This is a genomic window from Weissella cibaria KACC 11862, assembly GCF_000193635.1.
Classification (GTDB): domain Bacteria; phylum Bacillota; class Bacilli; order Lactobacillales; family Lactobacillaceae; genus Weissella; species Weissella cibaria.
This window is the reverse complement of the sequence record NZ_AEKT01000044.1, coordinates 35989-54219: the sequence shown is the minus strand read 5'-3', so window position 1 is coordinate 54219 and position 18231 is coordinate 35989. Positions and strand designations below refer to the sequence as shown.

Sequence of the window (18231 nt, the reverse complement as noted above, 5' to 3'; positions counted from 1 at the left end):
GGCGATTCAATGGATTTATTTAATAACACCACGGTTTCAACTCCCAAGATCAAACGTGATGCGAACTTGAATGATCGTATTCCGGATGGTTTGTTCTTGGCCTGTCCATACTGTGGCGCCCAACTATATTCAAAGCAGTTAGGCGACCACCGTGTCTGCCCAGCGTGTGGCTATGGTTTCCGCTTACAAGCGCGTGAACGTGTTGCATTGATGACAACTGATTTTGAAGAACTTGATGCTGATTTGAAGTTGGCCGATACTGATTTCCCAGGCTATGCTGGTAAATTGGAACGTGCGCAACAACAAACGGAATTGGGCGATTCAGTTCTGACAGGGATAGCGACTCTGGAAGATCAAAAGGTTGCCTTGGGTATTATGGATTCCTACTTCATTATGGGGTCACTTGGTACGATTACAGGTGAAAAAATCACCCGCCTCTTTGAACATGCGACGGCAGCTAAGTTGCCGGTCATCCTGTTTACGGCTTCTGGTGGTGCCCGAATGCAAGAAGGTATTCACTCATTGATGCAAATGGCGAAGGTTAGTGCAGCAGTTGCGGCGCATCAAGAAGCAGGGCTACCTTACATCGTGATCCTAACCGATCCAACGATGGGGGGTGTGACAGCTTCATTTGCGATGCAAGGTGATATTACTTTGGCCGAGCCGCATGCGTTAGTTGGATTCGCTGGTAAGCGGGTTATCGAACAAACGATTCATGAAAAGCTACCAAAGGAATTCCAACGGGCTGAAACAGTGCTTGAAAATGGGTTTATTGATGCAATTGTACAGCGACCAGCAATGACGGCAACGCTTGCACAATTGGTACGATTCCACCAAACACAGGAGGTTAAGTAATGGCAGCACTATTTCGTCGTGAATTAACCCCAGTGCAGGTGGTTAAGAAATCACGTGAAGATCGTTTTTCTGCACGTGAGATTATTTCAGGTATCTTTACTGATTTTATCGAGTTACATGGTGACCGTTATGCTGGAGATGATGCAAGTGTGATTGGTGGACTTGCTAATCTTGGTGGTCAACCCGTAACGGTGATTGCTATCGATAAAGGAACTGATATTAAGGATAAGCTAGCGAAACGCAATGGTTCACCTGAACCATATGGTTATCGTAAGGCGACCCGGTTGATGGATCAAGCAGCTAAGTTTGGTCGACCAATTATTACATTTATTAATACGCCAGGTGCATTTCCTGGTAAGTCCGCGGAAGACCAAGGACAAGGTGAAGCAATTGCCGACAGTATCTTGCAAAGCATGAAGTACCCAGTTCCCATGATCGCTATTGTTTATGGGGAAGGGGGCTCAGGTGGTGCGCTTGCATTAGCAACATCCGATCAAGTTTGGATGTTCCAGAATGCGACGTACTCAATTCTCTCTCCTGAAGGCTTTGCAGCCATTTTGTGGAAAGATGCTAAACGCAGTGGCGAGGCGGCAGAATTAATGGGACTAACACCCAATGATCTTTTAGCGAACGGTATCATTGAGTACATTGTGCCAGAAAGTCGCTCGCACAACCGAGTTTTCAATTTGGTTCGGGCAAAGTTGCTAGAAGAAATTCAGCAACTCCAAAGCTTAACAACGACTGAGTTAGTTGCTAAGCGACGTGCCCGTTTCCGCGCATTCTAAAATTTGCAATTATTCATTTTGGACGTCAGATTATCATAATCTGGCGTTTTTTGTGTGTGGCCGTTACAATAAAGGCAGTTAAAAACGACAGTTGTCGCGGTAAAGGGGAAAGCCATGGACAAACAAACGGAACAAAAACGCGCAGCGGGCGAATATGCGGCGAGTCTTATTGAAGATGGGATGGTTGTCGGCTTAGGAACGGGCTCAACGGTGAAATTCTTTATTGAGCGATTGGCCGCGCGAATTAATCAGGAAGGGCTTGATATTGTGGGGGTGACCACGTCGCGTCAAACTTCTTCTCTGGCTAAGGGCTGGGGGATTAAATTGAAATCCGTTGATGAAGTACCAGGAATTGATATCACGATTGACGGGGCAGATGAAGTTGACGTTGCTTTAAACGGCATTAAAGGCGGTGGTGCAGCGCTGCTGTTTGAGAAGATTGTTGCGCTGAATTCAAGTCGGAATGTTTGGATTATTGACGAATCTAAGTATCATCCGAAGCTGGGAACGTTCCCATTGCCAGTAGAGGTCGTGCCGTATGGTAGTCACCAATTATTAAAACGGTTTGCAGATGCTGATTTGCATCCCCAATTCCGGCGCAACGCAGATGGTCTACGTTTAACGACTGATGCGGGTAATTACATTATTGATTTACAGCTAACTGAAATCACGCATCCCCAAGCGCTCGCCTATTATCTTGAGCAAACGATTGGGGTAGTTGAACACGGGCTATTTTTGCAAGTGGCCGATGCAGTGATTATTGGTGGTGATGAGATCACAATTATAGAGAGACAGGCATAAGCGAATGGTTAAACGGATTGTGTGGGCAATCTTATTGGTAATGTCGATACTATTGGTGTGGGTGGGGCTTGCGCAGCAACCGGCCACCCCCGTTCACCAAACGACGAAACATTTGGCGCAGGGGCAAGCTTCGCAAATGCCACTGTATACAGAAAAGCGCTTGCGAATTAATTTGGCGCGGTATCCTCAGTTACGGGCTGGCATTCAACGGATGATCCCAATGCCGGGCTTACAGGGAGCGTGGGCGTTGGCCAAGAACAAATCGGCCACGGCATCGCATCGCCTAATAAAGACGGTTGCCTTTGATCCACAAGGTATCACAACCAGTCAGAATGAAATTTTTGTATCAGCTTATGATCATAATAACAAAGCCAATTCGGTTATTTATGTGCTCAATAAGTGGACGGGTCAATATATTAAGACGCTGTCATTGCAATTTCAGGACCATGCGGGTGGTGTTGCCTATGACCCAGACCGCCAAATGCTTTGGGTGACAGGGCACGATGGCAAAGACTCAATGCTATACGGTATTACGCAGGCACAAATTGACCAGTATGATATCCGATCACGCTTGCCAATTAGTTATCAGCAGGTGTTCCAAATTACCACGGAAACGAATAACTCCACTATGATGTATGCCAATAATGCACTGTGGGTCGGTTATTTCACCAAACGGGGCTTAGGAAATATTCAGGAACTGCCATTTGGTAAAGATGCTTCCGGTAACTTAACGCTTGGACAAAGTGCAGGTGAGCAGGATGAATCGATTGTTGCGGCCACCAAGGTGTACGCCTCAGTGGGACAGTTACAAGGGTTAACTGCTAATCAGCGACATGTGCTGATGACGTCATCATTTGGGAATGTTGATGGTAAGTTGGTTCGGTATGACCGTGAAGCGGGTGATAAGTTCACCAAGGGTGTTTCAGTCACGATGCCACCGTATTTGGAAGCTGTTTCATATGATGGCGATACAAATCGGTTCTACATGATATTTGAAAGTGCCACGCCGGTTTACCGGGTTAAAACAAAGGCCGTGGTTGATCGAATTCTTTACGTTGATAATGATGTTTTTAAAACGGGGGTTACGCCGTTTACGCCATTGTTGCAACCTGAGTTTATGGACTTAACCCGGCCCAAAACGATTAAATAGCATGTGTGCCGAAAAGGTGCTTTGAACACGTTTAAAAGCCGCCAATCCGCCGATTTTGAATCGGTAGATTGGCGACTTTTGATTTCGTTAGTGTTGTTGATCAGGCTGACGCACCAGTTCGTCGTAAATCGCATCATCTAAGACAACGTCAATTTCGCCAATGTACTCAGTTGGGTCTTGGCGGACAAAATTACGCTTGAACTTATACAAGCCATCAGTATTATCGGCATGATCGATGCCGCCGATGTCGTAACGCTTTAAGCCAGCATCAAGCGCCCATTGTACCATGTGGACACGGGTGGCGTAATGGGCGTTGGTCAAATCGTGGTCGATTGAACCAGCGTACATATCCCAGATTTTATCGCCCATCTTGAAGCCAATTGTTGTCGCTAACAACACATCATCCTTCTTAGCTCGGTAAATCCGCATAATATCCGTACCGGCATACGTCTGCATCATGCGTTCAAAGTAGTCTTTTGGTCGGTGGGTGATGCCATGCCGATTTGACATGATGACGTAGGTTTCAAAGAAGTCGTCTAGGAATGACTGATCTAGTCCGTAGTCAACGACGACACCTTCACGTTCAGGCTTGCGCAATTTGTTCTTGGTTTTAGAAGGGACCATATCATAGAGCGACGTCGCGTCTGGGTAGTTGGCAAAATCAATCACCATATTTAGACGTGGTTGAATGGTTGCGTGCATCCCTTGGTCTGCCACATTACGACCACGGACTTCATAACCATGGGCCTGCAAATCCGCTTCAAATTGCGCATCGTAGCGTACTTCAGGATCCAAACGGAGCAAATAGGCATCGTCGCCCAACGCTTGCTTTGCGGTCGCAATGAGTTGATCAAAAGTGGTGAGGTCGGACATGTCCATGACAGGTCCCTTTGACGCGTACGCAAATTTTTTGCCACTCGGTGTCATCGTCAGTAACATGGATAGGGCAGCCGTGATGTTTCCAGCGGTATCCTCTAAATAAACATAGCAGGGTTCCCAATTGTTTTTGACCTTCGCCCAGCCTAAATCTTGACTGATTTGGGCATTGGGTGATTGGCGGATAAACGCATTATATTTAGCGACAGCAACGTCGTCATTTAAATTTAGTACAGGCATCTTTTTTCTCCTCTAAAACATGAAGCATTAAACTAATTAACTCTAGTCTATACTTTTGGGGTTAACTGTGCCTTATCTGTGAATTAAAAATAGCTTTAATTTTTGGGAATGCTAATAAAATTCATATCGTAAAATCAGCATATGGTATAATTATTTCATTAGTGATAAGCGTGGGGACTTATACAAAGGAGAATTTTGAAACATGACTTGGCAAGATAATTACCAAATTTGGGCAGATCGCACTGATTTGCCAGCAAACTTGCAAGCTGATATGCAACAACTTGCAACTGATGACAAGGCGGCTGAAGACGCTTTTTACCAACCACTTTCATTCGGAACGGCTGGTATGCGTGGTATCCTGGGTGCTGGAATTAACCGAATGAACATCTTTACGGTGCGTCAAGCAACTGAGGGATTGGCCCGCTTGATGGATTCATTGGATGATGCAGTTAAGGGACGTGGTGTTGCGATTTCTTACGATTCACGTCACTTCTCACCAGAATTTGCAATTGAATCTGCTAAGGTTTTGGGGGCTCACGGTATTAAGGCGTACGTCTTCGAGACGTTGCGTCCAACACCTGAATTGTCATTTACGGTACGCCACTTGAATGCGTATGCCGGTATTATGATTACGGCGTCACACAACCCAAAGGATTACAACGGCTACAAGATTTATGGTGAAGATGGTGGGCAAATGCCACCAAAGGAATCAGACATCATCACGGCTTCAATTCGTGAAGCTAACATGTTCGAAGTGCCAGTTAAGGATGAAGCTGAACTAGTGGCTGCTGGTTTGTTGGTCAAGATTGGCAAGGAAGTCGATGACGCTTACTTGGCTGAAGTCAAGACGGTGACGGTTAACCAAGAATTAATCGATACGGTCGGTAAGGACATGAAGTTGGTGTACTCACCATTGCACGGAACGGGTGCGTTGATTGCGGGACAAGCTTTGCAAAATGCGGGCTTTGAAAACGTGACCATTGTGCCTGAACAAGCAGAGCCAAACGGTGATTTCCCAACAGTTAAGTTGCCAAATCCTGAAGATCCCGAAGCACTGGCAATGGGAATTTCTTTGGCTAAGGAACAAGGCGCTGATGTCGTTATCGCAGTTGACCCAGACGCTGACCGAATGGGGACGGCGGTACGCCAACCATCAGGCGAGTACCAATTGTTGACGGGTAACCAAATTGGGGCTGTGCTATTGAACTACTTGTTGACGGCCAAGAAGGCTGCCGGTACTTTGCCTGCCAACGGGGCATTGGTTAAGTCAATCGTTTCTTCAGAATTCGCAGCAGATATTGCTAAGAACTTTGGGGTTGAAACAATTAACGTGTTGACTGGTTTCAAGTACATTGCCGAGCAAATTCAACACTTCGAAGACACGAACGAGCACACGTTCTTGTTTGGTTTTGAAGAGTCATACGGTTACTTGGTGAAGTCGTTTGCACGTGACAAGGATTCAGTCCAAGCAACGGTTTTGTTGGCCGAAGTGGCGGCTTACTACAAGTCATTGGGTAAGACGTTGTACGATGGTTTGCAAGAGTTGTTCGAACAATACGGTTATTTCGTTGAAAACACGAAGTCATTGACGTTTGCAGGGGTTGACGGGGCTGAAAAGATTGCCGCTTTGATGAACAAGTTCCGTGCCGAAACACCCGCTGAATTTGGTGGTGTTCAGGTTGCCAAGGTTGAAGACTTCTCATTGCAAACTGAGACGGACACAACAACCGGGGCTGTTACACCAATGACATTGCCAAAGGCCAATGTAGTGAAGTACTGGTTGGCTGACGGTTCATGGGTTGCTGTTCGTCCTTCAGGAACTGAGCCAAAGATTAAGTTCTATGTCGGCACAAAGGGTGCTACGGCTCAAGCTGCTGCTGATGAATTGGCTGCAATTCAAGCAACAATTGCCACTTATGTAGACTAATAATAACAATTGACCGCTACAACTTGTTTGGTTGTGGCGGTCTTTTTTAAACGAACTGTTTTTTCCACATGATATGATAACCATATAAATCAAGAGATGAGGTGATGCCTAATGGCAATGAAAGCAGCTAAAAAGCTAGCCGACGGCATGCGGGGCGGTAAAAAGATGATTTTTACCGAACAAGCATTCGACGACTATCAATACTTTTTGACACAAGATCCAAAGACGATTAAAAAAATTAACAAACTATTGAAAGAAGTCTTTCGCACACCCTTTGAAGGGACTGGAAAGCCTGAATTACAAGCTGGCTTGGATGGCGGCTGGTCCCGCCGAATCGATAGTGCGAATCGTATGATTTATTTCCCAGAAGGTAATGGGGATGTCACGATTGCCCAGCTTCGTTATCACTATATGAAAAGCATGACGTCGTGAGGGCAGGCTAATGGATCAATTAATTGAACGACTTGAAAAAATTGCCCAAACGATGGTTGATGACGGGCGTTTGTTTGGGGCAACAGTTGGGGTGGTTAACTTCAAAGGCCAAAAAGAAATCGCGTCAGTCGGTAAAGTTGGCACCGGTCAATTTGCAGATGAGTTATTGTCGGTTAACCACATCTATGACTTGGCGAGTTTGACGAAGTTATATACGACCATGCGTTTCATCCAACTCTTCAAAGCAGGCCAAGTGACGCCGAATACAACTGTCAAAAGCATTCTACCGAATTATGGTAATGACCGTGTTACGGTCGGCCAGTTACTCTTGCATAATGCCGGCCTGCCAAGTAGTGTGCGACAAGTACCAGCATTAACGAAATCGATGTTGGAAACAGACATCATGGCTGGTGAGTTAATAAATGAGCCTGGCCGGGTAACAAAATACTCAGATGTTGGGTTCATGTTACTCGGCAAAGTGTTAACTGCTGTGACTGGGTTGCCACTGGTGACGGATATGACGGCTAATTTACTGACACCCAAAAAATTAACGGCGAGTGGGTATCGTGTCCCGGGCATTGGCGGCTTGCAGGCACCAACGTCCCGCTTTGTGCCAACAGAAGACGTGCCGGTTCGTGGCGGCATCCTACAGGGACAAGTTGATGATTTCAAAGCATACCTCCTGGGTGGTGCGGCTGGCCATGCGGGGATGTTTGCGACCGCATCTGATGCATTGTCATTTGTACACGAGTGGTTGATGCCAGATGACGATTTACCGGCAAACATGGCCGGTTATTTGGCAGCCAATCAGGCTGGCATTCGAACGTTTGGTTGGCATTTTTGGACCTATGGTGGTGAAGATAACCCAGTCGTCGTGACCGATTGGCTGTACCAAACGGGCTTCACAGGAACAATTATGGCGATTAATTATCGGACGATGCAGGGGCTTGTCGTTTTGACAAATCGGGTCCACCCATCACGTGATAACACATCTTGGTTAAAAGATCGTTATGAATTCACACAGGCATTTTTTGATCAAGTGTAATTTTGTCACGACAAAGTTGAATTTCTGGTAAAATGAAAGTAGTACAAAATAGACCACTAGGGGGATAAAACATGACGATTTTAATTATAATTGCAGTCGTTGTTGTCATTGGATTGATTTGGATGTCAATCTACAACGGTTTGGTACGTTCACGTATGCAAACTCAGGAATCTTGGAGCCAAATTGATGTGCAATTGAAGCGTCGAAATGACTTGATTCCTAACTTGCTGGAAACAGTTAAGGGGTATGCCAAGTTTGAGCAAGGCACACTAGAAAAAGTGGTGTCATTGCGAAACGCATTGACGCAAGTCCCAGCCGGTGACCACCAACAAGCAATGGAAATTTCTGACCAATTGACAACGAGTTTGAAGTCAGTATTTGCGGTTGCTGAGGCGTACCCTGATTTGAAGGCATCAGCGCAATACAACAAGTTGATGGATGAGTTGACGAACACGGAAAATAAAATTGCGTACTCACGTCAATTGTTCAACACGACGACGGCAAACTACAACACGAAGTTGCAATCGTTCCCATCAAACATTGTGGCTAAGATGCATCACTTCCAACCAAGTGAATTCTTGCAAACGCCGGAAGAAGAGAAGGCAGTTGTTAAGGTATCATTTGACGATCAAGGATTATAAACGGAGAACAGTGACCTATGCTATTTGAACAAATTGCCAAAAATAAGCGCAAAACGATTTTGCTCTTCTTTGGTTTCTTTCTGTTCATGGGCGTGGTTGGGGCAGCGTTAGGAACCTATATGTTTGGACGCTGGATGCCGGGTGTCGTGATTGCGTTAGTCGCAGGAATTGTGTATGCCGTCTTTATGTTTGGCCAATCAACTGATGTCGTGATGTCGATGAATCACGCGACAGAGGTGACGTCAGCAGATCAGGCGCCTGACTTGTGGCATATCGTGGAAGACATGGCGATGGTCGCACAAGTGCCGATGCCACGTGTCTTCATTATTGACGATCCCAGTCCCAATGCATTTGCAACCGGAAACGATCCGCAACACGCAGCCGTGGCAGCGACAACTGGCATTCTGCAACGCTTGAATCGTGAAGAACTTGAAGGCGTTATGGCCCACGAAATGACGCACGTGCGTAACTATGATATTCGCATTCAAACGATTGCTGTGGCGATGACCTCAGCGATCGCGTTGTTGGCGAATTTAGGCACGCACTTTTGGTACTTTGGTGGTGGTAACCGTGATCGGGATCGCGAAGGTGGTGGTAGTAATATCATCGGTATCGTCGTGTCGCTCTTGGTATTGCTATTAGCGCCAATGGCGGCAACCTTGGTTCAGTTGGCTATCTCACGAAATCGTGAATACCTGGCTGATGCAGGGGCCGTCGAATTGACCCGTAACCCACAAGGCCTGATTAATGCGTTGACGAAAATCTCGCAGAGTGAACCTATGTCAGAACAGAATGTTTCACCAGAGAGCGCAGCCTTATACATCGCGAACCCATTGAAGGGCGATAAGTTAGCAGGTTTATTTGCGACTCACCCACCGATGGATAAGCGAATTGAAGCATTGCGTAATTTGTAATGATATTAAAAATCCCACTCTTGATGCAGTTTGCATTAGGAGTGGGATTTTTTTATGCACGTGGAGTTTGGTTGTTGGTAATTCGTTCAATCTGGTTACCGGTAACTTGTTCGAATTTTTGGATAGTTAACGTGTGTACTTGATTGTACAACATCGTAATTTGTGGAATTGTTGGAATCTCCTGCCAGACAAACCCAGGCCGTGATTGATCAGCGGTCAGGGCAAAATCAGCGATATATAAATCACTTTGCGCCGTATAGTGGTTAGTGACTAAACTATTTGCACCAAAGATATCTGCTAAGAGACGTTTCGTGTACCGGGCTAGTGAGGCACGTGCTGGCAAATCAACGGTCACTGTTAGTAGCGGGAAGATTTGCTCACGCGGTAAGCGGTCGATGAACGTATTCAGATATTCCGTGAACAATGTTTTGTATACCGTTTCGAAGGAGAGCTTAAAACGGGTTGCAATCCGTCGTAATACGTGCAGTGTGTAAGCGGTATGTAGCGGATAAAATTGGTAGGCATTCAAAATGTTTGGGTGACTATCAATTGGGTGTTGATTGAAATGAAGTAAGCGCAGATGCAACGGGTATAAATCTTGGCCAATCGTGGCTAGTACCGTGGTTTCTAAACCCTCTTGTGGTTTGAAAAAACTCAGGTAACTTGATTGTATAATGTCAGTAAACACAGCCAATGTCGCTAATGTTTCTGTCGTCGCGCTATCAGCTGGCGTTGCCTCAGGAATAAATCCCATGGCTACCAAAGTTGTCATCGCGTAACGGATTTCGATGTCTAACGTATCGGCAGATAGACCGGTTTGCTTACACAGTAAATCAGTTAAAGCAGCGGTGTACTGTCGAACTGGACCAGTCAACGTTGCCGTTGGTCGAAACAAGGGATCCGTAACCGCGGCGTGTAATTGATGACCCTGAGCAATCCGAAAATGCCAAATCCCAAATTGATAATAGAAGGCTAGTTTAGCCGATTCGGGTAAGGGTTGTGGCAGAGTAGCTAAAAAGGTTTCAAAGATTGCTTTGAGTGGCGGACGGTCGGCAGCCGGGAAAGGTTCTTCTTGTGCCGCATAGTAGTGGTAGACGATTTGGAACCCAAGTTGACGAACGCCACGTTCGTTGCCAACTAATTTCAAATCATCACTAATACTAATATCGAATTGGGCTAAGTTTTTAGCCAGATAGAGTTTGATTTCGCGTGCCGTGGAAATGCTGGTATTATGTCGTTCAGCAAAATCTTCCAAACTTGTTAGGCGTTCAAAAAACAAATCGTTAAGGAACAAATTCCGCAAAGATTGGTGGAGATAGTGGAGACGTAGTGCATGCTCAGCGGTTTCCAAGGCGGCATTAATTGAAAATACTTTTTTATGCTCGTCATATGCAATCAGCGTTGGTGCGTCAGGTTGTAAGGCCTGTAAATCGCGCACTAAGTCAATGCCGTTACTTTGGACTAAGTAGCGCGACCAGCCCAATTCTTTTACAACTTGTTTAACGGCAACTGTGTCTGTATTCTGTTGTAGCAAATAGGTGTTTAACCAAAGTTTTTCACGTTCTTTTTTCTGTAGCATCCAGTCCATATTGATACCTGCTATATTGTTTTAATCATTAAGTTAATTATCGCAAGTCTCGTTTCTGAATACGAATTGTCTTTTTTTAGTTTTCATGAAATTTTCTAAATGCGGATTCTCACGGGGATTTCATTAAGTGAGTGTTCTGGTTATGCTATAATGTAAGTACATTTGGTCGTCGAAAAGGCCAACTAAAGGAGATTATGATGAAGAAAAAAGCGCCAGTGGTGAAGAACCAAGAATTTGACGCAACGGTCATCGACTTAACGTACGAAGGAAACGGAGTCGTTAAGGTTGATGATTTTCCAATCTTCGTAGCAAACGCTGTTCCGGGTGAAGAAATTCGGGTCGGTATTACGAAGGTTGCAGGAACGTATGCATTTGGTCGCGTTATTAAGACGTTGAAGGAATCTGCTGATCGTAATAAGGAAGTTGATGTTGCGACATTGACAACTGGAATTGCGCCTTTGGCTCACTTGAACTATGACGCCCAATTGCGTTTCAAGCAAAACCAAATCCAAGAATTGTTTAAGAAGCAACACGTTGATGTTGAAGTTTCTGAGACGCTTGGTATGGAAAACCCAACAGGATATCGTAATAAGGCACAAATTCCAACGCGTGAATTGCGTGGTGAATTGACGACAGGTTTCTTCCGTCGTGGTTCACACAACTTGATGCCAATTGAAGATTTCTATATTCAAGACCCTGAAATTGACAAGGCAATTGTGGTTATTCGTGATATCTTGCGTAAGTACCACATTCCTGCTTATAACGAATTTGAACACACTGGTGTTATCCGTAACATCATGGTTCGTCGCGGTTACTACAGCCACGAAATGATGGTTGTTTTGGTCACGCGTTCAAAGAAGGTGCCCGGGGCTGAAATGATTGTCGCGGATATTCGCGAGGCGTTGCCAGAAGTAAAGTCAATCATTCAAAACGTGAACCAAGAGAAGACGAATGTCATCTTGGGTGAAAAGAATAACACGCTTTGGGGTAAGGATGTGATTACCGACACGTTGTTCGGCAAGAAGTTCGTCATCGGACCAAACTCATTCTACCAAGTTAACCCACAAACGACGGAAACGCTGTACCAATTGGCTGCTGATAAGGCCGGCTTGACTGGTGATGAAGAAGTTATTGACGCCTACTCAGGTATCGGAACAATTTCATTGACCATCGCTGATCGTGTTAAGTCTGTCTTGGGTGTCGAAGTTGTACCTGGTGCCGTAGATGATGCCAAGCGTAACGCCGACATTAACGGGGTTAACAATGCTAAGTTTGAACTTGGTAAGGCTGAAGAGAAGATGGTTGAATGGCATGAAGCTGGTATGCGACCAGACGTCATCTTCGTTGATCCGCCACGTAAGGGCTTGACGCCAGAATTGATTGATGCTGCAACTGGTATGGAACCAGAAAAGTTCGTGTACATTAGTTGCAACCCAGCAACTTTGGCACGTGACACGGTTCAAATTTTGGAGAACGGTTACCACATTCAAGGGCCAGTTCAACCAATTGACCAATTCCCACAGACGACACACATTGAATCTGTCACTGTGTTCGTTAAGGACTAATTTTAAAAACTAAAAACTATCGATAACCCAATTAAGCTCATTAGTCATTTCAAATGATTGATGAGCTTTTTTGGCTTTTGATGGTACAATAGCATTATTGAAAGCGCTTTAAAGTGGGATATAGATTAACTAAGGAGTGAATGATGACGTTAAAGTTAGGAATTATTGGCACAAATTGGATTACGAAAATGTTGGTAGAAGCGGCGCATGAATCGCAAGCATACCAATTAACAGCGGTTTACTCACGACGGGCCGAGACTGGTGAGGCGTTTGCCAAAGACTTTGGGGAAGTTACGGTTTATACCGATTTAGCTGCCTTTTATGAGAGTGGCATTGAAGTTGTTTATATTGCATCACCAAATAGCTTGCATTATGAGCAAACCCTGCAGGCGATTGCACATGATCTCCATGTGATTGTTGAAAAGTCAGCCTTTTCAAATACGAAGGAATATGAAGCTGTTTACTCTGCCTTGCGTGAGCACCCCAATGTCCGCTTATTTGAAGCAGCTCGTCACGTGCATCAAGCTAATTTTAAAGCGATTGAAGCGAAAGTGGCGGAGATGGCGCATATTTCCGGGGCAACGTTAGTGTATGAAAAGTATTCGTCACGCTTTGACGATTATTTGGCAGGCAAAGAGCCCAATGTCTTAACCCGCGAGTTCAGTGCCGGTGCATTGACCGATTTAGGGGTTTATCCATTGTATGCAGCGATTAAGCTGTTTGGGATGCCCAAAGAAAGTCACTACTTTGCAACACCACTACGTAATGGGGCAGATGGCCGCGGAATTGCCATTTTGCGCTATGCTGACTTTGATGTGACGATCCAATTTGGTAAGGGAGCCAACAGTTATTTGCATTCGGAAATTTTGGGGATGCGTGACACGATTGTGATTGATTCAATCGCTGAATTGGGCGAAGTCATTTATAAAGATGGTGCTGGTAACGACACTGAAATCAGCACACCAGCACCTGCAAATCCAATGGTGCCAGAGATGCAAGTATTCGCCGCGATTATTAATGACCCAGTTGGTCAAGATGCGACATATCGCGAATTGCTGACGTTGAGTCAACGCGTGAATATTGTGTTAACCAATTTGCGTCAAGATGCTGGCATTGTTTTCCCAGCAGATAAGTAATCTTTGCAAGCACGCTTCATAATCTGTTCGTGAACAGTTATGAAGCGTGCTTTTCTGTTACAATGAAAGGAACGAAAAGTAAACGAAATGACATGAGGAAAAAGAATGGATACTCGTTTTGAAGAACGTTTGGCATCAGTAGGCTTTACAACCCTAACGCCAATCCAAGAGGCCGTGGCTGAACCACTGGCGAATGGTGAATCAATCGACGCATTGGCTCCAACAGGAACTGGTAAGACTTTGGCCTTTACATGGCCCTTGTTACCAACTTTAGTGCCAGGGGATGGTGAGCAACTCCTTATTTTGGCACCATCACAAGAGTTAGCCATGCAAACGACACGGGTGGTCCGTGAGTGGGCGACGCTATTAGACTTAAAGGTGTTGGCCTTGACGGGTGGCGCTAATGTTAAGCGCCAATTGGATGCATTGAAAAAGCATCCTGAAGTGATTGTTGGGACACCTGGGCGTGTGGCTGAGCTTGTGGATAATGGTAAGTTAAAGTTGCGTCGTTTGCGCACCTTGCTATTGGACGAAGCGGATGAACTCTTGACCGAAGATACGGCTAAGCAAATTGATGCCGTTTGGGATACCGTCGATGATCAAGAGGTGCAGGTGGCACTATTTGGTGCTACGGAAGTCGATCAAACGATTGCGGCTGGTCTATTTGACCGTGAATTTAACCGCATTGACCAACGGAACGTGCCAATCCCAACTGCGATTGCACATGAGTTCTGGCCAACAGCCCGTGAGCAACGCAATAAGCGGTTGCGTCAGTTAGCTGCCCGCAAGAATTTCCAAGCCATCGTATTCTTTAACACAACGAAGCAATTGAAGATTACAGCTAGTTTCCTAGCCCACGAGCACGTCGCAATGGCAACCCTAGTTCGTGGTGATTCTAGCTCAACGCGTGCGAAGTCATTGGAAAACTTCCGCAAGGGGACAGCAAAATTCTTGCTGACGACTGATGTGGCAGCCCGTGGCTTGGACATTCCCGATTTGCCCGCAATCATTAACTTTGATTTGCCACGCACTGGTGAGACGTATACGCACCGTGCTGGACGTACTGGACGTATGGGTAAGCATGGCTTGGTGATTTCATTTGGAAATGACCACGATTTACGTGATTTGCGTCGCTTGGTCGCAGTTGATATCCAACTTGTGACGGGAGTTGAACAAGCGGCTAAACCCAAGTCATTTTCTGGCTCAACTGGCGCACCAACACCAGCCCCGGCAGAAGCGGCTGGTCAACAACCAGCTTCTGCCAAGCCAAAGCAGCCAGCAAAGCCTCGTCTAGGCAAGAAAGCGCCTAAGAAGCAAGCCACCGAAGAAGTTGTGTCGCGAACGGACCGCTTTGCAAAGGAGAAAAAGGCGAAGCGTAAGCACAGCAAAAACAAGGGTAAGCCAAAGCGTTAATGAAAAAAATATTGGCTAAAACACGTCTGAAAAACGGCGATGTTTAGGCGTTGGGACCACTTTTCCGGACGAGTGGTCCTTTTATTTTGTGAAAAACAATTGTTATTTAGTTCACATAAGGGCGGTTATATGTTACTATTAATAAGGATAGAGAGTTCACAAGTGAGAATTTATTTGTGAAATAACTTAGAGATAAAAAATAAAGAATAATGAGGACGGCTGACATGGCAGAACATGACATCCCACGCGCAACCGCAAAGCGATTGCCAATTTATTACCGTTATTTGAAGCTTTTGCTGGATGCGGGCACAACACGTGTTTCATCAAATGAGCTTTCTGATGCAGTAAAGTTTGACGCTGCGACAATTCGTCGTGATTTTTCATACTTCGGTGCTTTGGGAAAGCGCGGATACGGGTATGACGTTAAGGCGTTGATGACTTTCTTTGGTGAAATTTTGAATCAAGATACTTTGGCTTCAGTTGCCCTAGTTGGAGTTGGAAATCTTGGTCAAGCTTTGTTGAACTTTAACTTCCACCAAAGTTCTAATGCGCGAATTTCGGCAGCCTTTGATATCAACGAAGATATCGTGAACACGATTCAAGCTGGTGTGCCAGTTTACAGTCTTGATGATTTGGAAAAGCAGATTTCAGATCAACGGATTGATGTGGCTATTTTGACGGTTCCAGCGCCAGTTGCCCAAGATTTGGCTAACCGTTTGGCAAAGGCTGGGGTGCACGGAATTTTGAATTTCACACCACTACGTTTGGACGTGCCAAGTGACGTTCGCGTGCAAAATGTTGACTTGACGAACGAGTTACAAACATTGCTTTACTTCATCAACAATTTTGGTGGGGCTGAAGCCTAAATGATACGTGAAACACTTTGTTTACCGGTATGCACTGGTGAGCAAAGTGTTTTTCTTTCGCCACCAAAAAAACGAGCAAGTTGTTCAGAACGAGAATGATAATTTCACGAAAAGTGTCCTATGATTGGGACATGGGCGACCTGTTTAATCACAAAAATGTTTGATACACTGCTAATAATGACTATAAAAAAGAAGTAGTGGCGTAATGAATAAGCATAGTGAACGTCTGTTAGAGGCGATGCGGCATATGAAGCAGAACCGCCGGATACATACGAAAGACATTGATCAACACGTGATGAGTAAGTCGGCCTATTATCGGGTGATGAAAGGGGAGACTCCGCTGAATTTACAATTAGCAATTCGGCTAATTCGGTTTATGGGTGGCCGTCCCGTTAATTTAATTGCCTACGCTGAAGATGGCGAATTATCGGCCTATGGTCGTTTTTTGATGAAATTTGGGCGCGCCATGCGGATGGGCGATTTCACACTTGCCAAACAAATCATTACCGATTTAGAGGCGCAAGTTGAGGAGTATCATCTGTTGGCCGACCGGGAAGTGTTGCTGATTGCCGAATATGCGTTAGCACTGGTGTTTGACGATGAGGAACAAAAAGCACTGTTGAAACAGGAAATGCGCCGGTTAGTGGCCAAAACAGACCTATGGACAGCGATAGAAGTCACCTTATACTTCATCTCATTATCATCAGATGCACCAATTGAATCAGTGCTCGCCGAGTTTCAAAAATACGTCATTGATAAACAGCAATTTCGCGAGCGTTTTCCCGCTGTAGAAGTGACGACGATTTGGTCTGATAATATCTTGATGATGGCTGAGACGGTGTTGACTCGAAAAAACTACGATGACTATGTAAAATTTGTGGCGTTTATTAATGAGCTATCCCCTGCAGCGTATATTTTGGAGCATGCCCCATACCGGCGGGCTTTAGCTGATATTGAGCGGGCGTGGCGTGAACATAATCCACAAATTTTGTTAGATGCCGAGCAAAAAATTAGTCGATTTATGAAGGCGATTCATGACAATGCTGAGCAAGCCGGGGAAGTAACCCAAACGTTTGTTATTTTGTTCCGAATTGCCTGGGGGGTTATAGAGACAAATGACTGATCATGTAGGCCAAGTAATTAACGATATTCGCAAAGCTAAAAACATACCATTAACACAATTGTTAACGTACTCTGGTTTGAACCGGGCGACGTATTATCGCTTTGTCAAAGGAGATGCGGATATTGAAATCACCGATTTTTATCATTTAGTCTATGGATTAGGGCTGACTGAAACAGAATTGGCAGAATTGATTATTCCAGAAGATACAACGTTCAGACTACTAGCTGAACGCATTAAACAATTGTCGGTTACAGACTATGACGGCGGTGCGGTTATTCAGGCTGAAATTCAACAATTGCAAGAGCAAACCGGCTACCGTCACTATGGCTGGCTAACATGGATGCTCTATTTCCGGCAAAACACAGATCGTGACGATGAAAAGCAACGCCAAGCCACGGTGGTATTCACAGAATTATTGGCGTTACCTTTTTGGACACGTTATGAATTGGAATTAACCCAATGTGCGTTACCATACTTGTCACCAGAAATAACCGTGCCTGTACTTGAAAAAATCGTTAAAATTAATGTGCGTAGTCGTTTTTTCTCAACCAGACATCATGAATTAAAGATTAATGGTTTAATCTTTAATCTATTACAGCGAGTTGCGAGTGGACACGATTCACGACTGTTTGTCAGCGCTTTACGATCGATTGTGCAACGGTTTACCTTTGCGACAAATTATTCGGCATTGATCTACATCAAGTTTATTCAGCTGTTGCTAACCCGCTATGATGGTGCGTGTGATGATTCGGCGTACACAACCGCGGTGGCTGAATTGTTGGCGGATATAGACTATTTTTATGCGGACGGTGAAATCAAGACGTTCCAGTCGCAGTTTGCATGGTTTGAAAAAATGACATTTGCAAAGGACTAA

Annotated in this window: 17 protein-coding genes; 15 read left to right on the top strand and 2 right to left on the bottom strand. The window is 45.1% G+C overall.

The window, feature by feature from the left end; translation table 11 throughout:
- The first annotated feature begins 9 nt into the window (after positions 1 to 9).
- The 4 genes from accD to ESE_RS0109260 all read left to right on the top strand — a co-directional run bounded on the left by accD (position 10) and on the right by ESE_RS0109260 (position 3591).
- Entirely contained in the window at positions 10 to 855 is an 846-nt protein-coding gene (gene accD, locus ESE_RS12565; protein ID WP_010374163.1) for an acetyl-CoA carboxylase, carboxyltransferase subunit beta, read from the top strand.
- Positions 855 to 1640: a carboxyltransferase subunit alpha gene (gene accA / locus ESE_RS12560; RefSeq protein ID WP_010374161.1), complete on the top strand. Its 786-nt coding sequence runs from the start codon at positions 855 to 857 to the stop codon at positions 1638 to 1640. The genes accD and accA overlap by 1 nt, the downstream gene beginning before the upstream one ends.
- 114 nt (positions 1641 to 1754) lie before the next feature.
- Positions 1755 to 2441, top strand: a complete 687-nt coding sequence (gene rpiA, locus ESE_RS0109265; protein WP_010374159.1) for a ribose-5-phosphate isomerase RpiA — start codon at positions 1755 to 1757, stop codon at positions 2439 to 2441.
- Positions 2442 to 2445: 4 nt separating this feature from the next.
- Complete coding sequence (locus ESE_RS0109260) at positions 2446 to 3591, top strand: YncE family protein (protein ID WP_010374157.1); 1146 nt, start codon at positions 2446 to 2448, stop codon at positions 3589 to 3591.
- An 87-nt stretch (positions 3592 to 3678) separates the two neighbouring features.
- On the opposite strand, the gene femX is transcribed toward ESE_RS0109260, so the two are convergent.
- Complete coding sequence (femX, locus tag ESE_RS0109255; RefSeq protein WP_010374155.1) at positions 3679 to 4707, bottom strand: UDP-N-acetylmuramoylpentapeptide-lysine N(6)-alanyltransferase; 1029 nt, start codon at positions 4705 to 4707, stop codon at positions 3679 to 3681.
- A gap of 202 nt (positions 4708 to 4909) precedes the next feature.
- Between femX and ESE_RS0109250 the strand changes: the two genes are divergently transcribed.
- The 5 genes from ESE_RS0109250 (at position 4910) to htpX (ending at position 9666) form a co-directional block, all read left to right on the top strand.
- Positions 4910 to 6634: a phospho-sugar mutase gene (locus tag ESE_RS0109250; protein ID WP_010374153.1), complete on the top strand. Its 1725-nt coding sequence runs from the start codon at positions 4910 to 4912 to the stop codon at positions 6632 to 6634.
- A 111-nt stretch (positions 6635 to 6745) separates the two neighbouring features.
- Complete coding sequence (locus ESE_RS0109245; protein ID WP_010374151.1) at positions 6746 to 7066, top strand: Txe/YoeB family addiction module toxin; 321 nt, start codon at positions 6746 to 6748, stop codon at positions 7064 to 7066.
- 10 nt (positions 7067 to 7076) lie between these two features.
- Positions 7077 to 8111, top strand: coding sequence for a serine hydrolase domain-containing protein (locus ESE_RS0109240; RefSeq protein ID WP_010374150.1), 1035 nt, complete (start codon positions 7077 to 7079; stop codon positions 8109 to 8111).
- A gap of 71 nt (positions 8112 to 8182) precedes the next feature.
- Positions 8183 to 8752: a LemA family protein gene (locus ESE_RS0109235; protein ID WP_010374148.1), complete on the top strand. Its 570-nt coding sequence runs from the start codon at positions 8183 to 8185 to the stop codon at positions 8750 to 8752.
- Between the two features lie 17 nt (positions 8753 to 8769).
- Positions 8770 to 9666 carry a zinc metalloprotease HtpX gene (htpX, locus tag ESE_RS0109230; protein ID WP_010374146.1) on the top strand — a complete coding sequence of 299 codons (897 nt, stop codon included), beginning with the start codon at positions 8770 to 8772 and terminating at the stop codon, positions 9664 to 9666.
- Between the two features lie 52 nt (positions 9667 to 9718).
- On the opposite strand, the gene ESE_RS0109225 is transcribed toward htpX, so the two are convergent.
- Positions 9719 to 11254: a helix-turn-helix domain-containing protein gene (locus tag ESE_RS0109225; RefSeq protein WP_010374144.1), complete on the bottom strand. Its 1536-nt coding sequence runs from the start codon at positions 11252 to 11254 to the stop codon at positions 9719 to 9721.
- 197 nt (positions 11255 to 11451) lie between these two features.
- Here ESE_RS0109225 and rlmD point away from each other — a divergent pair, with 197 nt between their 5' ends.
- The 6 genes from rlmD (at position 11452) to ESE_RS0109195 (ending at position 18231) form a co-directional block, all read left to right on the top strand.
- Positions 11452 to 12819 (top strand): 23S rRNA (uracil(1939)-C(5))-methyltransferase RlmD, encoded by a 1368-nt coding sequence (rlmD, locus tag ESE_RS0109220; protein ID WP_010374143.1) that lies wholly within the window; start codon positions 11452 to 11454, stop codon positions 12817 to 12819.
- Positions 12820 to 12962: 143 nt separating this feature from the next.
- Entirely contained in the window at positions 12963 to 13955 is a 993-nt protein-coding gene (locus tag ESE_RS0109215; RefSeq protein ID WP_029237507.1) for a Gfo/Idh/MocA family protein, read from the top strand.
- 105 nt (positions 13956 to 14060) lie between these two features.
- Entirely contained in the window at positions 14061 to 15368 is a 1308-nt protein-coding gene (locus ESE_RS0109210) for a DEAD/DEAH box helicase (protein WP_010374139.1), read from the top strand.
- 224 nt (positions 15369 to 15592) lie between these two features.
- A complete protein-coding gene (locus ESE_RS0109205; protein ID WP_010374137.1) occupies positions 15593 to 16234 on the top strand; it encodes a redox-sensing transcriptional repressor Rex in 642 nt (213 codons plus the stop codon).
- Positions 16235 to 16439: 205 nt separating this feature from the next.
- Entirely contained in the window at positions 16440 to 17357 is a 918-nt protein-coding gene (locus ESE_RS0109200; protein WP_137636375.1) for a hypothetical protein, read from the top strand.
- Entirely contained in the window at positions 17350 to 18231 is an 882-nt protein-coding gene (locus ESE_RS0109195; RefSeq protein ID WP_010374133.1) for a transcriptional regulator, read from the top strand. The genes ESE_RS0109200 and ESE_RS0109195 overlap by 8 nt, the downstream gene beginning before the upstream one ends.

Bases quoted from the DNA above. Each gene is read 5' to 3' on its own strand.
- rpiA (WP_010374159.1), top strand. From the start codon at position 1,755: ATGGACAAACAAACGGAACAAAAACGCGCAGCGGGCGAATATGCGGCG.
- htpX (WP_010374146.1), top strand. From the start codon at position 8,770: ATGCTATTTGAACAAATTGCCAAAAATAAGCGCAAAACGATTTTGCTC.
- femX (WP_010374155.1), bottom strand. From the start codon at position 4,707: ATGCCTGTACTAAATTTAAATGACGACGTTGCTGTCGCTAAATATAAT.
- ESE_RS0109245 (WP_010374151.1), top strand. From the start codon at position 6,746: ATGGCAATGAAAGCAGCTAAAAAGCTAGCCGACGGCATGCGGGGCGGT.
- ESE_RS0109205 (WP_010374137.1), top strand. From the start codon at position 15,593: ATGGCAGAACATGACATCCCACGCGCAACCGCAAAGCGATTGCCAATT.
- ESE_RS0109250 (WP_010374153.1), top strand. From the start codon at position 4,910: ATGACTTGGCAAGATAATTACCAAATTTGGGCAGATCGCACTGATTTG.
- ESE_RS0109240 (WP_010374150.1), top strand. From the start codon at position 7,077: ATGGATCAATTAATTGAACGACTTGAAAAAATTGCCCAAACGATGGTT.
- ESE_RS0109215 (WP_029237507.1), top strand. From the start codon at position 12,963: ATGACGTTAAAGTTAGGAATTATTGGCACAAATTGGATTACGAAAATG.
- ESE_RS0109235 (WP_010374148.1), top strand. From the start codon at position 8,183: ATGACGATTTTAATTATAATTGCAGTCGTTGTTGTCATTGGATTGATT.
- accD (WP_010374163.1), top strand. From the start codon at position 10: ATGGATTTATTTAATAACACCACGGTTTCAACTCCCAAGATCAAACGT.
- ESE_RS0109200 (WP_137636375.1), top strand. From the start codon at position 16,440: ATGAATAAGCATAGTGAACGTCTGTTAGAGGCGATGCGGCATATGAAG.
- accA (WP_010374161.1), top strand. From the start codon at position 855: ATGGCAGCACTATTTCGTCGTGAATTAACCCCAGTGCAGGTGGTTAAG.
- ESE_RS0109195 (WP_010374133.1), top strand. From the start codon at position 17,350: ATGACTGATCATGTAGGCCAAGTAATTAACGATATTCGCAAAGCTAAA.
- ESE_RS0109210 (WP_010374139.1), top strand. From the start codon at position 14,061: ATGGATACTCGTTTTGAAGAACGTTTGGCATCAGTAGGCTTTACAACC.
- ESE_RS0109260 (WP_010374157.1), top strand. From the start codon at position 2,446: ATGGTTAAACGGATTGTGTGGGCAATCTTATTGGTAATGTCGATACTA.
- ESE_RS0109225 (WP_010374144.1), bottom strand. From the start codon at position 11,254: ATGGACTGGATGCTACAGAAAAAAGAACGTGAAAAACTTTGGTTAAAC.
- rlmD (WP_010374143.1), top strand. From the start codon at position 11,452: ATGAAGAAAAAAGCGCCAGTGGTGAAGAACCAAGAATTTGACGCAACG.